Here is a 14597-nt window from a genome sequence, read left to right on the forward strand (position 1 = left end):
CTGCCGTGGCGTCGAGGGCCAGCCTCATTGTGAGCCGCGCTTGCATTGGCAATGGCTGCACCTGGCCGGAAATCGGTATGAGATGGCCCCAAACCTCCATAACCAGGCCGTCGTCCCAAGCGCCAAATTTCTAGACTTTAAGCAACGGGCAATCGCTCAGTTTCACGACAGGTCTAGCAATCATGATGATCGAGAATCGGAACTCCTCCTTCCTGTTTGGAGGCAACGCTCCCTACGTTGAGGAGCAGTACGAGGCGTACCTGACCGACAGGTCCGCGGTGTCTGAAGAATGGCGCGGCTATTTTGATGCGCTCCAGGCCGTGCCGGCAGTGGATGGGTCGAGCAGTGCCGATGTCGCGCACAGTCGCGTCGTATCCCGCTTCGTCGAACTGGCGAAGCATTCACGGCCGGGTGAGCATCCGCCGAGCGGCAATCCCGGATTCATCCGCAAGCAACTCGCCGTGCAGGCCATGATCCTGGCTTACCGGATGGTCGGCACGCGCCATGCGAATCTCGACCCGCTGCGCTGGATGGAACCTGTGGCGGTGCCGGACTTGATTCCGAGCTACTACGGACTCTCGCAGGCGGACATGAAGACGAAGTTCGATCCGTCGGATACGAATTTCTCCGACGACGATATGACGCTGGAGGCAATGGTCGAGGCGCTGTCCGAAACATACTGCGGCACCCTGGGTGCGGAGTTCATGTACCTCACGGACCCGGCCCAACGAAACTGGTGGCAGATGCGGCTTGAGTCCACGCGGTCGAAAGCCAAGCTGACCGTCAACGACAAGCGCCATGTTCTGGAAAAACTCACGGCCGCTGAAGGACTGGAGAAGTACCTTCATTCCCGTTACGTCGGGCAGAAGCGCTTTTCGCTGGAAGGTGGCGAGTCGCTGATCGTGCTGTTGGACGAGCTGGTTTCCTACGGCGCGTCGCGGGGCATCCAGCATTCCATACTGGGCATGGCACACCGGGGCCGGCTCAATGTGCTGGTGAATATCGCCGGCAAGCCGGCCGCGGCGCTCTTCGATGAATTCGACGGCAAGAAGTCTCAGGATCTGATCGCGGGTGACGTCAAGTATCACAAGGGATTTACCAGCACGATCGCCACGGAGGCGGGGCCAGCCGAGGTTACGGTCGCCTTCAACCCTTCGCATCTGGAGATCGTCAATCCCGTGGTGCAGGGGATGGCCAGGGCGCGCGCCGAAGCGCTGGGACTGAGTTCGGGCGCCGTGCTTCCGATCGAGATTCATGGCGATGCATCGATCTCCGGGCAGGGCATCGTCATGGAAACGATGAACTTGTCGAGCACGCGCGGATACGGCACCGGTGGCACGATTCACATCGTGGTCAACAACCAGGTTGGCTTTACTACGTCCCGTCCGCAAGATGCACGGTCGTCGTTCTACTCTACGGATATCGCCAAGATGATCGAGGCGCCCGTGCTGCACGTGAATGGCGACGATCCCGAGGCCGTGGTCGCGGCCACGCGCATGGCCATCGATTTTCGTGCGACGTTCAATCGGAGCGTGGTGATCGAACTGGTCTGCTTCCGCCGCCACGGCCATCAGGAGCAAGATACGCCGAGCATTACGCAACCGCTGATGTATCGCTCGATCTCGGGTCATCCCGGTGTGCGGTCCATCTACGCCTCGACGCTCGTGAGCGAACAGGTTGTGAGTGCGGAGGACGTCGAGCGACTTGTCATCGAGTACCGCGAGCGGCTGGACGCCGCGCAAGGTGAGGCCGATCATGCCGCATCGCATGACGATCGGACCAGCGCGGCATCGCTGCAGGAAGTCCTTGGACGGACCCCGGACGCTGTGCCGGTTGCGCGACTCAAGGCGCTTGGACAGCGCATCACATCCGTCCCCGAACAATTCACGTTGCACCCGCTGGTCGAAAAGGTGATCGCGGCACGCCGCGAAATGGCTGCGGGAACGCGTGCTCTTGACTGGGGAATGGCCGAGCACCTGGCGTATGCGTCGCTGTTATCGGATGGCGTGAACGTGCGGCTCAGCGGCCAGGATAGCGAACGCGGAACGTTCAGCCATCGGCACGCCGTGCTTCACGATCAGAAGCGCGTGGCGCGCGATCAGGGCTTCTATACGCCGCTAGAGCATGTTGCCGAGAATCAGGGAACCATCGCGATTGCGAATTCCACGCTGTCCGAGGCGGGTGTGCTCGGTTTCGAGTACGGCTACTCGCTGGAGCGGCCCGATTCGCTGGTGCTGTGGGAAGCGCAGTTCGGCGACTTTGCGAATGGTGCCCAGGTCGTGATCGACAACTTCCTGTCCGCTGGCGAAGCCAAGTGGGGGCAGCGCAGCGGCATCACGTTGCTGTTGCCGCATGGCCAGGAAGGGCAGGGTCCCGAGCATGCATCGGCACGGCTCGAACGTTATCTTCAGCTTTCCGCACAGGGCAATATGCGGGTGGCGCAGCCCACAACCCCCGCGCAGATCTATCACCTGCTGCGCGAACAGGCGTTGGGACACGACCGCGTTCCCCTGATCGTCATGACACCGAAGTCGCTGCTCCGCCATCCCGAAGCGATCAGCTGCCTGGAAGACCTGGCAAATGGCGAGTTCGAGCCAGTGCTGACGGAAGCGCGGACCAAGGCCGAAGCCGAGAAAGTGGATTCGCTGATCCTGAGCTCCGGCAAGGTCTACTTTGAATTGCTTGCCCGTCGTCGCAAGGCCGGCAAGGACAATATCGCACTGCTTCGCGTGGAACAGCTGTATCCGTTCCCGGATCTTGAGATCGCTAACGAACTGGCGCGCTACCCGAACCTGAAGCACGTGGTGTGGTGCCAGGAGGAGTCGAAGAACCAGGGCGCATGGACCTTTGTGATGGAGCGGATGCTGGACATCGTCAAGACACCGGGCATGCTGCGTTACGTCGGACCGGAAGCCACGGCATCGACTGCACCGGGCTACGCATCGATGCATGCAACGCGGGTGGAGAGCTTTCTGCGCGCCGCCATTGGAGATGCCCGCGAATAAGGCGGCACGGGGCGAAAAGGCATTGCCGATATGCCCACTTCAGTTTTCGGCCTTAGTCAGTAGTCAGTAGTCAGCAAAAGGGAGTCGGCGCCGATGGCGCCGATTTTCTTTGCCTGCTTGGGTTCCTCCCTTTTGCTGATGCAGGCACAACGCGTCTATCGAGATCGCGGTGAATCAAATGGATGAAATCATGTCAAGAAGCGCTCTGGCGACCGGCACGCTGCCGTCGCAATGGGAACCTGAAAGTCCGCAGGAAGACCTTCAACTGATCGCGCGTGTGCTGGATATCGTAGGTGATGCCTGGACACTGCTGATCGTCCGCGAAGCACTGGCCGGCACGACCCGCTTCGGCCAGTTTCAGCGGCATCTAGGGCTTGGCCCGAACATCCTTGCCGCGCGGCTGCGCACGCTTGTCGAGCATGGCGTGCTGGAGGCGCAGGCAAGCAGGCAGCGCGCGGACTGGAGCGACTACGTTCTGACGGAAAAGGGCGCGCGCTTGCACGCCGTTCTGGCCGCGCTACGGCAATGGGGCGGCGACCATTGCGTCCCGTCCGCGCTGGATCAAGCCTCGGTGCACGAGTCCCGCTAGCCTGGGCACGTTGCAGGGCTGGAAAGCAACGCGGCACCTTCAGGCATTACGCCGGAAGGTGCCGCTCAAGACAGAGTTCGCAGAGAAGGCTACCGAGGTAGCCAGCGCGCTGCGTCAGTTGACGACGGGGGTTTTGCCGTAGGTCGATTCCCAACCGCCACCGAGGACCTTGCAGAGCACGATAAGGTTGGTGGCCGCCGCGGCGCGGCTCTCCTCAAGATTGCGCTGGGCCTGAAGGAGTTGCCGCTGCACGTTCAGCACATCGAGATAGTCGACGGCGCCAGCCTTGTATCGCTGTTGGGCAATGGACAGCGCCCGTTGGTTCTCGCCAACGACCGTCACGAGCTTGTCTCGGCGACGTTGCTCGGCATCGTAAGCGACCAGCGCGTCATCCACCTCACGCCATGCCTTGAGCACCGTATGGCGATACTCGATGGCCGCCTCTTGCTGCTGCGCTTCGCGCAGACGCAGCGTGCCCTTGAGCCGGCCTCCCTCGAAAATCGGAATGGAGATCGACGGACCGACGACAAACTGACGCGAGGCCCAGTCGGCGAGATTCGAAAGCTGCAGGCTCTGAAAGCCCGCACTGCCATTCAGCGTGATGCGCGGATAGAAGTCGGCCTTCGCCATGCCGATCGATGCCGTGGCCGCGTGAAGGTTCGCCTCGGCGCGCCGGATATCGGGACGCCGCTGCACGATTTCGGATGGCAGGCCAACGGGTACGCGCGCAGGGAGCGCCGGCATGTCGCGCGCCTCGCCTAGCTTTTGACGCAGCGCGCCGGGTTCTTCGGCCAGCAACAGGCCAATCGCATTGATCATGGCATCGTGCCGCGCCTCCAGCGTCGGAATCAGGCTCTCGATCGATGCCACCTGGGCCGATGCATTGGCGACGTCGAGGTCGGTCGTCACCCCCTCGCGTGCCCGAACCTGCGTGAGCTTTGCCGTGTCGCGGGCAATGGCCAGGTTGTGATTGGCGATCTCCAGCAGCGACTGGATGTCGCGCAATTCCACATAGTCTCGCGCCAGTTCCGCGCGGACCGACAGCAGCACAGCGTTACGGTCTTCGAACGACGCATCGGTAAGCGCCCCGGCGGCTTCGACACTGCGGCGCACACGGCCCCAGACATCGATCTCCCAGGAGGCATCGAATCCGAACTGGTAGACATCGAACGGAGGCGATCCGCTCGATCCCGGCATCGGGGCGACGCCGAGCGGGGAGCCGCCAGATGCCGGCTGCGGCGGGCTTGCGTTGGGCGAGGCGCCAAGCAGCGAGAGAATACCGTTGGGACTGCCACGCTCACGATAGTAGGAAGCGGCACCGTCCAGCTTCGGAAGCTGAGCGGCGCCAACCACCTGCTGTGTCGCCCGGCTCTGTCCCAGACGCGCCGATGCCGCCGCGACGTCAAGGTTTGCCTGGGCCAGTCGGTCCTCCAGTTCGTTCAGCAGGGGATCGTTCAGCAGCGTCCACCAGTCCGCGTTGAACTCGGTGTCGACCGGGCGGCTTTCGGATTGCGCGGACTGGAGCCGTTGGAAGACATCCGGTGTGGACGATTCCGGGCGTTTGAAGTCGGGGCCGACGGCGCAGCCCGCAAGCACAAGTGCCGCGAGTAACGCGAGCGCGGTAGCGCGCGGAGAGAATTCTTCGGCATTCATTGCTTGTTACCTCCCTGGCGGGGCGCGTCGCCGCGCTGGTCAGTGTCGACGTCCGCCACCACCGAGAGACCCACGCCAAGCTCGGCGGCGGCCTTCTGACCGTGGTCGATCGTGATCTTCACTGGCACGCGCTGGACGATCTTGGTGAAGTTTCCGGTCGCGTTGTCTGGGGCGATTGCTGCAAAGCTGACGCCCGTGGCGGGAGCGAGACTGTCGATATGACCCTGGATTTCGACGCCGGGAAGACTGTCGACCCTGATTCGGGCGCTCTGGCCGGGACGCATATGCGTGATCTGGTTTTCCTGGAAGTTGGCGACGACGTAAGCATCGGAGACCGGGACGATTGCCAGCACCGGCGCACCTGTCGTGATGTACGCACCGACCCGTGCGGAACGTCGCCCGATCTTGCCGTCCACGGGCGCATGGATCTCGGTATAGGAGAGATTGAGCCTGGACTGCTCCAACGCTGCCTCGGCGCGCGCTTGCGCCCCCAGTGCCTTGTCGCGCTGCGTGCGCAGGACATCGAGATTCTGTTCGGCCGCACTCAACGCCGCGCGATCATGGGCTTGCTGTGCAAGCTGCTCGGCCAGGGCGCTGGATGCGCGCTGCTGCTCCTGTGCGGTGCCGGCGCCGGCATCGGAAAGGTTCTGGTAGCGCGAGGCATTGGCGCGTGCGAACGAGATGGATGCATCGTCGGACTGGAGCTTGGCCTTGGCCTGCTGAACCAGTGCGGGGTGCCTGGCGATCTCCGCATCGAAGTTGGCAACGAGCGCCTTGGCCGCCACGACGTCGGCCTGGGCACTTTGCAACGCGGCGCGGAAGTCGCGGTCATCCAGGCGAACCAGCAGTTGACCTGCCTTTACCCACTGGTTGTCGTCCACCAGCACTTCGGCGATTTGTCCTGCGACACGCGGGGCAACCAGCGTGAAGTCGGCCGTGACATAGGCGTCGTTGGTGGACTCGCTGCTTGAGCGGAACATCAGACCTGTGCAGGCCCAGACAACGACACCGACGGCAACGATGACTGCGGCAAGGCGGAGGTTTTTAACGGGGGGGCGTTTTGCGGAAGACATGATTGACCTTTACTCAATTTTTGGAAGGCGGTGTGGTGCACCAGGGCGGATAGATGCGCACGGGAAGAAGCGGAACAAGGATCAGGAGTCCGATGGCAAGGCAACCCATTGCGCGGTACAGGTCTGCCGAGGTCAGCACGAGCGCTTGCTCATGAATGCGATGGGCGAGCTGTCCGAGGTTCTGCGCCGTGTCGAAGCTGCGCCCGGACATGCCGGCACTGTTGCCGAGGTGATCCACGAGTACGTTCGAGTGGAAGCGCTCGCGCCCTGTGCCGAACCCTTCAATCAACGCCGTGGCAACGGCAGCCGAGAACGTCTTCAGGGAGTTGAACATGGCCGATGCGAAAGGGCCCTCGGTGGGTGGCAAGCCGGTGGTGACGCCCATCAGGATCGAGAGAATCAGCATCGGCTGCGCGACGATCTGCAGCGATTGCAGCCAGAAGAAGTTGTCGCGAATCCATTCCGATGTCACGTAGCTACCGAGCAGGCAGGTCGTCGCCATCAGACAGAGTCCCACCGCCATGACCCATCGGGAATCGATGCGTCGGACATTCAGGATCGCGGCCGTCAACGGGAGCGTCAGCAGCAATGGCAGGGCCACCAGCAACGACAACGGCGCCGTTTGGAGCGGACGGTATGCGTGCAGTCGGGCCAGATGCTGGCCGGGAATGGCGGCCACGCCGACCAGCAGGATCACGGCGCCCGCAAGCGTCAGCAACCCGTGCGTGAAGTTCCTGCGTCCCAGCAACTGAAGTTTGAAGAACGGGACCGGGTGAAACCATTCGTTGAACAGGAACACCACCAACAGCAGCGTGCCGCCACCGAACATCACGCGGATGAAATGCGAGTGCAGCCAGTCCAGACGGTCGCCTTGCATCAGGCCGATGACGAGCATGGCCACCGCGGGGAAGCCGGTGAGGAATCCAGTCCAGTTGAACGCGCCAAGCCGTTCGAGCTTGAGCGGATCGTCGGGAAGCCCCCAGCGCACGGCGAGGCAACTGACCACGCCAAGCGGCACGATCTGCCAGAAGACCATCTGCCAGCCGACATACTCGGTCCACAGTGCCGCGAGCGGCGTGCCAAGTGCAGGGCCGAATGTCGCGGTCATTGCGTAGCCGGCGAGTCCGTAGAGCTTGACCTTCGGCGGCAGATAGCGAAGCGCCACGATGATCAGCATCGGCGGCAGGCACCCGCCAGCGATGCCCTGGAGCACGCGCAGCGTGTACAACGCATCGAGGTTTGGTGCGAGCGGGCAGAGCACGCCAAGGAACATGGTGGCGAGCACCGCGCCGATCGTGAATCGCTTCAGCGTGAAGGTGATGCCAAACCAGGGCGCGAAGACCATCGTCGCCACATTGGCGGCTTCGAAAAGCGTGGTAAGCCACGTGCCGTCGTCGCGCCCCACCGAGAACACGCCTTGCACATCGGCGAGAGCGAGGGCCGTGACCTGTTCGTTGAGGATTGCCAGCAACGATGCGAGCAGTACGCCAACAAGGCCAGTGGCAACACGCAGAGAAAGCGTGGCCTGCGCGGCCGCGGGTTGCGCGGGAGTCGAATCGGTGCGCGCCGGTAGTGGTGGCGGCTGCTGCGCGGCTGGCGGCATATCGTTAGCCGGCTGTGTACTGGAGGCGGTGCTCATGGAAATTCCCTGGCAGTCGATGGGTCTTGGGCGGCGATGCATGCGTGTCTTGCTGACTGGGGATTCCGCACGCCTTACAGCACGAGTGCTGGTGCGTTCAATGTACGAGATCGGAAGTATTTCTTGCGGCCCAAGCGCGTCGGTATCGGGCCAACTTGTGCGTGAAATTTGCCAGGCGATGTCGGCGGTCCTTCACTGGCATCCTCAGACGAATTAGTCTTGTTCCCCGCGTTAAAAAGTAGCGAGGTGTCGGCTGATCGGCGGCTTGATGCGACTGCCAGTTGATCGAGACAGTGCTTCCGCTGCTTGGCCAGGAATCGCGCATATTTGGCCTGCGAGACGCTCATCGTGGCGAGCGAACAGAGCGAATCGTTGCCACAATTGCGCACAGCACCCTCACAATTCCCCAGAAGCACACTGAACAGGTGTGAGTTGGACCGCAGGGCACGGAGAACCCGCAACTGCGTACGTCCACGCTCTGGCGCCGAACATAAGCTGTTCTCAAGTTGGAAGGGAGAGATTGTCCATACACCCGGTGGCCGCGAATGCGGCGCGCCAATCTCCTTGTCAATTACCCGTGCCCCAAGCTACCCAATCCGTTTCCCCATTCCCCGAGACATCGGCAGCAACCACCGAAGTGATGTCGGGCGCCGACATCATCCTTCGTGTACTCAGCGAGCAAGGTGTCGATACCGTGTTCGGCTACAGCGGCGGCGCGATTCTGCCCACGTACGACGCCGTATTCCGCTTTAACGCCAGGCATGAGGCCACACCGGAACGACAGATCAACCTGGTCGTGCCGGCCAATGAGCAGGCAGCCGGATTCATGGCCGCGGGCTATGCGCGCGCAAGTGGAAAGGTCGGCGTGTTCATGGTGACGTCCGGACCGGGCGCGACGAACGCGGTAACACCGATCGCCGATTGCAACGGCGACTCGGTACCGGTGGTCCTGATATGTGGCCAGGTGCCGCGTGCCGCCATCGGCAGCGATGCATTCCAGGAGGCACCGGTCTTCAACATCATGTCGGCGTGCGCGAAGCAGGTGTTTCTCGTGACCGACCCGGAGAAACTTGAGCACACGCTGCGAACGGCTTTCGAAGTGGCCCGCACGGGGCGTCCCGGCCCGGTTGTCGTCGATGTACCAAAGGATGTGCAGAACTGGATCGGCCCGTATCACGGGCACGGCACGCTACAGTTCCGTGGCTACTCGGAACGTCTCAAGCGGGTGGCGCATGGCGACAAGCTCGAAGGCAGGAAGCGCGACAAGTTCTTCGAACTGCTGCGTCAGAGCCGACGGCCGCTGCTTTACGTCGGCGGCGGCGTGATCAATGCGGGGGCGACGGCGGAGCTGCGCCAGTTCTGCGAACAGTATGAGATTCCCGTCGTCTCGACGCTGATGGGGCTTGGCGTGATGCCCGCAAAGCACGAGTTGTATCTGGGCATGCTGGGGATGCACGGTATGGCAACCGCGAACTATGCGGTCGAGGATTGCGACTTCCTGATTGCCGTTGGCGCGCGCTTCGATGATCGCGTGGCCGGCGGAAGGCCGGACGCCTTCGCTCCCAATGCGCGTTACGTGGCCCATATCGACATCGACGCGGCGGAGATCAACAAGGTGAAACGGGCGCAATGGAGCCATGTCGGGGACGCGAGGCGCGCGCTGGTTTCATTGATGGACCAGGGGGCGATCAAACTCGCGCATGAGCCGTGGCTGCGGCACGTGAGTGAGCTGAAGCGAACCTATCGCATGAACTACGATCGCGCCAATCCCAAGATCCAGCCGCACTTTGTGGTGGAACTGCTTGGCGAGATAACCGGCGGAAACGCGATTATCAGCACTGGGGTTGGACAGCATCAGATGTGGGCGGCGCAGTACTTTCCGTTTAACGATGGACGGAGTCTGTTGACGTCGGGCAGCATGGGCACGATGGGTTTTGGTCTGCCTGCGGCGATCGGTGCGCAAATCGCCCGGCCCGATGCGCTGGTTATCGATATCGATGGCGACGGCAGCATCCGCATGAACCTCGGTGAGATGGAAACCGCGACCACCTACGGCGTACCGGTGAAGGTGCTGCTCTTCAACAATCGCGGCGACGGCATGATCCGCCAGTGGCAGCGCCTCTTCTTTGACGGGCGCATGTACGTGAGCGATAAGGCGCTACACCGGAAGGACTTCGTCCAGGCGGCGCAGGCCGATGGCTTTGAGTTCGCACGGCGCGTGGAAGACGTCGATACGCTTGAAGCGGCGCTGAGGGCATTCGTCGAATTCAAGGGGCCGGCGTTCCTGGAAGTGATGATCGATGAGGATGCCGACGTGTTCCCGATGGTCGGGCCTGGCCAGAGCTATGCCGGAATGATCACGGGCCCCTTCATTCCATCACGCATGAAACCGGGGGCAGACGACCACCCGCCAATGGGGCAACCCGCGGCGGACATGTTCTAGTCCGGCCAGCGCGGGTACTCGTAGCATCAGGTACCCGCGTTGGCGGTGAGCGGCGGTGCCGTGCGCGCGCGCAAACGCGGTGTGACGAAGTCGAGGAACGCTCGCAGCTTCAGCGGCAGTGGTCCCTTTCCCTTGTGCACCAGGCTCACCGGCAGCGGCGCGGACTCGAATGCTTCGAGCACAACGGTAAGGGTGCCGTTGCGTATGGCGTCGTTGACCTGGTAGGACAGTACTCTGATGAGTCCGACGCCGAGTGTCGCTGCGGCAATCGCGGCTTCCGCCGTGTTGACGGTTAGCCTCGACTGCACGGGAACGGCGATCTCGCGTCTTCCCATACCGAACACCCAGGCGCGCATCGACGCCATGACTTCGAATGTGACGCACTCGTGCGCCGCGAGGTCTTGTGGCGTGGCGGGGGCGCTGTGCGCCTGCAAGTAGGCAGGGCTTCCGCATACAACCCGGCGGACACTCCCGACGCGCGTCGCTACCAGCGTACTGTCGGGCAATTCACCGATCCGGACCGCCACGTCGGCGTGCTCGTCCATGAGATGGACCACGCGATCGGTGAGCACCAGGTTGATGTTGATCTCCGGATACTCCGCGAGGAATTCGGCAACGACGGGCACCACATGCAGTCGTCCAAAATTCACCGGCGCGGTAATGACAAGTTCGCCGCGCGGTGAGGCGTGTTCGCCAGCGGCGGTGCGTTCCGCCTCGCCGACCTGCTCCAGGATGCGTCGACACGACTCCACGTACGCGATGCCGGCCTCGGTCAACGATAGCTTGCGCGTTGTGCGGTGCAGTAATCGTGTTTTGAGGTAGGTTTCCAGGTCCGCCACCTTGCGGCTCACGGTCGGCAGCGGCACCCCCAGGCTGCGCGCCGCGGACGAAAAGCTACCCGCATCGACAACGGCGACCAGGAGAGACATCGACTCGAACAGGTTCATCTCATTCTCTCGCCAGGCGGAAGGAAGTTCCTGGATTTTCTGGAAATATCTCTTTGCACGCAAGTCTGTGTGAACGCATCGTTCGGCGGGCCAAGGGCAAGAAAAGGGCGTGGTGCCAAACTAGCCACCACGCCAATCGGAGGAAAGGAAAGTGTCAAACCACCGAGTCTAGAAACGATGTTGTCCAGGCCCCGCTTGCCGGGGCCATTCTCAGAACCGGTGACGGACGCCCATTACGGCACCGAACTGGTCCTTGCCCGGCTGCACGTTGTAGACCGCGGTCGTACCGCTGCCGCTATTGAAGCCGTTGACGCCGAGCTGCGAATTTTCCTTGTTGAGGGCATACGAAACCGATGCATATACGTCGGTGCGCTTGGACAGCGCGTAGTCGCCCGTCAACACGAACTGCCACGGATCGGACCCCGTCTTGCTGAAGTCCTGGTAGTAGGCGGTTCCCATCAGTGAGAACGCCGGCGTCACCTTGTAGGTCATGCCGAGCCAGTAGAAATTGGAACCCGCATCCGGCGCCTGGGCGCCTGTCAGCTTCGCACCGTCATACGCTTTTGCCAGGCGATATCCCGCGAACACCTTGGCGGCGCCCAACGAATAGGCGCCCCCGACGGAAACGCGCCGGATGACCGGCGCCTGGTTTGCGGGCGTACCCGAATGGATATCGTCGTAGGCCAGACCGACGGAATACGGCCCGGCTGCGTAGTTGACGAATGCGCCGAACTCCCGGCCGAACACGTTGCTGCCGGCAACCTCGGCACCGTTCGATTGGAACGAGTAGAAGGCCTGCGCGCTCAATCCGCCGAACGTGGCGAGATATTTGATTGCGTTGTCGGCCCGTGCGCCAAATTCCGGAACCATCGCCAGGACGCCATAGCGATCGGCGATGACAGTCGGATCGTAGGTGCTACCGAATTCGCGCATGGACGTCTGCTGTCGGCCAAGGCGCACCGCACCGTACTTGCTCTCCAGACCGACGTACGCATCGCGGCCAAACAGACGACCGCTCTGTCCGGAAACCCCCGTGTCGATGTCAAAACCACTTTCCAGTTGAAGGACGGCCTTCGTTCCGCCGCCCAGGTCTTCCACGCCTCGCAACCCCCAACGCGACCCGGACTGGTTTCCGGACGTTACCCGTGCGAGACCGTTACCGTTCTTCCCCGAATGATTGATGTACTCGATGCCAGCGTCGGCAACGCCGTACAGCGTGACGCTCGTCTGGGCATAAACCATATTGGCGGCGACCGATGTAGCAATCACCGCAACAACCTTTTTCATTAAAACTCCTCCTGCTCTTTTGATGGGACTCACAAATAAAACGACTGCGACAGACTTACGTATGGACTTCGACCCCTAAACCGCTTTCCTTTCGACCATCCACGCCCCTGCTTCCGGAGGAGGGGCGTGGATGCGAACGCGCTATTTGCGCTATTTGTTCTATTTGCTGGTAGCGGCACCTTCGACTTCACGGACGCGGCGCCCCTGCGTGACGGCCGACACCGCAAGCGATACAACGATATTGAGCGCGAGGGCGAGCACGCCAACGTACGTTGGGTAGACCTCGCCGCCGATGCGCAGGGCATAGACGGGCTTCAAGCCAAGGGAAATCGCCAGGCTCGTGCCAACCACGATGCCGACGGCCCATCCAGCCAGCAGACCTGTAGCTGTCAGGCGCCGGGTATAGAGCGTGAACACAACCGCCGGGAAGATCTGAAGGATCCACACACCGCCGAGCAATTGCAGATCGATCGCGTATTGCGTCGGCAGCACGATGATGAAAAGCAGCGCGCCAAACTTGACGACCAGCGAGAACAACTTGGCGGTCTTGGCTTCCTTCTCGGGCGTGACGTTGGGCGAGACCAGTGGCTTGTACAGATTGCGCGTGAAGAGATTCGCCGCGCCGATCGACATGATGGCGGCCGGAACGAGTGCGCTGATTGCGATAGCCGCCGCCGCGAAGCCGACGAACCAGGACGGGAACAGCTTTGCGAACAGCGCGGGCACCACGTCCGACGCGGAGGTGACGTGTATCCCCGCCGCAATCGCCATGTAGCCGAGCAGGGCGATCAGGCCCAGCAGCAACGTATAGGCCGGAAGGGCGATGGCATTCTTGCGTACCGTATTCGCCGAACCGGACGACAGCACGCCCGTCATCGTATGGGGATACATGAACCCGGCCAGCGCGGACCCGAGGGCCAGCGTGGCATACGCCGTGAACTGCGTTGGCTTGAGGATGATGCCGGTCGCGCCGCCCTTGGCCTGGAAGAAGGTATCCGCCGCATGAAACAGCGCACCATATCCGCCGAGTTTGGTCGGGATGATCGATATCGCCGCGATGACCACGATATAGATCATGATGTCCTTGACGAAGGCAATCATCGCTGGGGCCCGCAATCCGCTCGAATAGGTGTACACGGCCAGAATGGCGAAGGCCACGATCAACGGCAGTTCGCCATCGACGCCGAGGCCCTTGATCACCACCTGCATGCCGATGAGCTGCAGCGCGATATACGGAAGCGTCGCAACGATGCCCGTCACCGCCACCACGGCAGGCAGCCACTTTCCGCCGACTTCACCCTGAACGTAGTCGGCAGCGGTGATGTGGTTTTTCCGATGACAGATTTCCCACAGCTTTGGCATGACCGCGAACACGAACGGATAGACGATGATCGTGTACGGCATGGCGAAGAACCCATACGCCCCGACGGAATAGACCAGGGCGGGTACCGCAATGACGGTGTAGGCGGTATAGAAATCGCCACCGACAAGGAACCAGGAGATAACGGTTCCGAACTGACGTCCGCCGAGTCCCCACTCATGTAGTTGCGACAAGTCGCCGCGCTTCCATCGGGCTGCTACAAAGCCCAATACGGTCACGAGCGCAAAGAAGGCGATGAACACCGCCATTGCAACACTATCGATCTCCGCGGTCTTGATCATTTCATGCTCCTGTAGACGATGTAGAGCAACAACGAAGTGATCGGTACCCACAGGAACTGATACCAGTAGAAGAACGGGAATCCGAACCACTCTGGCTGCGCGGCGTTATAGAACGGCAACCACAAGAGGCCGATGTAGGGGGCGAAGAGGAGGAGCCACAGCCATTTGCGGCCTCCGTTGTCGGGCGATTTCACAATTGTTCTCCTGCTGTACTCGGGCGGACACTGGCATTCGCCCATCGAGGGAACGCATGCTGAATCGCTGCTCCCTTGAGAAGGATGGTAGTGAAACGCGCGCAT

Annotated in this window: 10 protein-coding genes; 3 read left to right on the plus strand and 7 right to left on the minus strand. The window is 61.9% G+C overall.

The annotated features are described in order from the left end of the window. The first annotated feature begins 185 nt into the window (after window positions 1–185). Together AC3FLX_RS01985 and AC3FLX_RS01990 are read left to right on the plus strand one after the other, a co-directional pair. Window positions 186–3005: a 2-oxoglutarate dehydrogenase E1 component gene (locus tag AC3FLX_RS01985; RefSeq protein ID WP_488693700.1), complete on the plus strand. Its 2820-nt coding sequence runs from the start codon at window positions 186–188 to the stop codon at window positions 3003–3005. 190 nt (window positions 3006–3195) lie between these two features. Continuing rightward, complete coding sequence (locus AC3FLX_RS01990; protein WP_488693362.1) at window positions 3196–3594, plus strand: winged helix-turn-helix transcriptional regulator; 399 nt, start codon at window positions 3196–3198, stop codon at window positions 3592–3594. A 114-nt stretch (window positions 3595–3708) separates the two neighbouring features. Here the strand turns inward: AC3FLX_RS01990 and AC3FLX_RS01995 are convergent, their stop codons facing one another. The 3 genes from AC3FLX_RS01995 to AC3FLX_RS02005 are packed head-to-tail and all read right to left on the minus strand — an operon-like array spanning window position 3709 to window position 7923. Next, window positions 3709–5247 carry an efflux transporter outer membrane subunit gene (locus tag AC3FLX_RS01995; RefSeq protein ID WP_488693364.1) on the minus strand — a complete coding sequence of 513 codons (1539 nt, stop codon included), beginning with the start codon at window positions 5245–5247 and terminating at the stop codon, window positions 3709–3711. Continuing rightward, complete coding sequence (locus tag AC3FLX_RS02000; protein WP_488693366.1) at window positions 5244–6320, minus strand: HlyD family secretion protein; 1077 nt, start codon at window positions 6318–6320, stop codon at window positions 5244–5246. The genes AC3FLX_RS01995 and AC3FLX_RS02000 overlap by 4 nt, the downstream gene beginning before the upstream one ends. Window positions 6321–6333: 13 nt before the next feature. Further along, complete coding sequence (locus AC3FLX_RS02005) at window positions 6334–7923, minus strand: MFS transporter (protein ID WP_488693702.1); 1590 nt, start codon at window positions 7921–7923, stop codon at window positions 6334–6336. A 676-nt stretch (window positions 7924–8599) separates the two neighbouring features. Here AC3FLX_RS02005 and ilvB point away from each other — a divergent pair. Next, window positions 8600–10402: a biosynthetic-type acetolactate synthase large subunit gene (ilvB, locus tag AC3FLX_RS02010; RefSeq protein ID WP_488693704.1), complete on the plus strand. Its 1803-nt coding sequence runs from the start codon at window positions 8600–8602 to the stop codon at window positions 10400–10402. Between the two features lie 26 nt (window positions 10403–10428). Here the strand turns inward: ilvB and AC3FLX_RS02015 are convergent, their stop codons facing one another. The 4 genes from AC3FLX_RS02015 to AC3FLX_RS02030 all read right to left on the minus strand — a co-directional run bounded on the left by AC3FLX_RS02015 (window position 10429) and on the right by AC3FLX_RS02030 (window position 14495). Beyond that, window positions 10429–11349 (minus strand): LysR family transcriptional regulator, encoded by a 921-nt coding sequence (locus AC3FLX_RS02015; RefSeq protein ID WP_488693368.1) that lies wholly within the window; start codon window positions 11347–11349, stop codon window positions 10429–10431. A gap of 210 nt (window positions 11350–11559) precedes the next feature. Next, complete coding sequence (locus tag AC3FLX_RS02020) at window positions 11560–12636, minus strand: porin (protein ID WP_488693370.1); 1077 nt, start codon at window positions 12634–12636, stop codon at window positions 11560–11562. 159 nt (window positions 12637–12795) lie between these two features. Next, complete coding sequence (mctP, locus tag AC3FLX_RS02025) at window positions 12796–14298, minus strand: monocarboxylate uptake permease MctP (protein ID WP_488693372.1); 1503 nt, start codon at window positions 14296–14298, stop codon at window positions 12796–12798. Further along, complete coding sequence (locus AC3FLX_RS02030) at window positions 14295–14495, minus strand: DUF3311 domain-containing protein (RefSeq protein ID WP_488693706.1); 201 nt, start codon at window positions 14493–14495, stop codon at window positions 14295–14297. Before AC3FLX_RS02030 ends, mctP begins: the two co-directional genes overlap by 4 nt. Window positions 14496–14597 lie beyond the last annotated feature (102 nt).

Source organism: Cupriavidus sp. 291-E7, from assembly GCF_057798835.1.

Coding starts and splice junctions, on each gene's coding strand:
- AC3FLX_RS01985 (WP_488693700.1), top strand. CDS start 186: ATGATCGAGAATCGGAACTCCTCCTTCCTGTTTGGAGGCAACGCTCCC.
- AC3FLX_RS01990 (WP_488693362.1), top strand. CDS start 3,196: ATGTCAAGAAGCGCTCTGGCGACCGGCACGCTGCCGTCGCAATGGGAA.
- AC3FLX_RS01995 (WP_488693364.1), bottom strand. CDS start 5,247: ATGAATGCCGAAGAATTCTCTCCGCGCGCTACCGCGCTCGCGTTACTC.
- AC3FLX_RS02000 (WP_488693366.1), bottom strand. CDS start 6,320: ATGTCTTCCGCAAAACGCCCCCCCGTTAAAAACCTCCGCCTTGCCGCA.
- AC3FLX_RS02005 (WP_488693702.1), bottom strand. CDS start 7,923: ATGCCGCCAGCCGCGCAGCAGCCGCCACCACTACCGGCGCGCACCGAT.
- ilvB (WP_488693704.1), top strand. CDS start 8,600: ATGTCGGGCGCCGACATCATCCTTCGTGTACTCAGCGAGCAAGGTGTC.
- AC3FLX_RS02015 (WP_488693368.1), bottom strand. CDS start 11,349: ATGAACCTGTTCGAGTCGATGTCTCTCCTGGTCGCCGTTGTCGATGCG.
- AC3FLX_RS02020 (WP_488693370.1), bottom strand. CDS start 12,636: ATGAAAAAGGTTGTTGCGGTGATTGCTACATCGGTCGCCGCCAATATG.
- mctP (WP_488693372.1), bottom strand. CDS start 14,298: ATGATCAAGACCGCGGAGATCGATAGTGTTGCAATGGCGGTGTTCATC.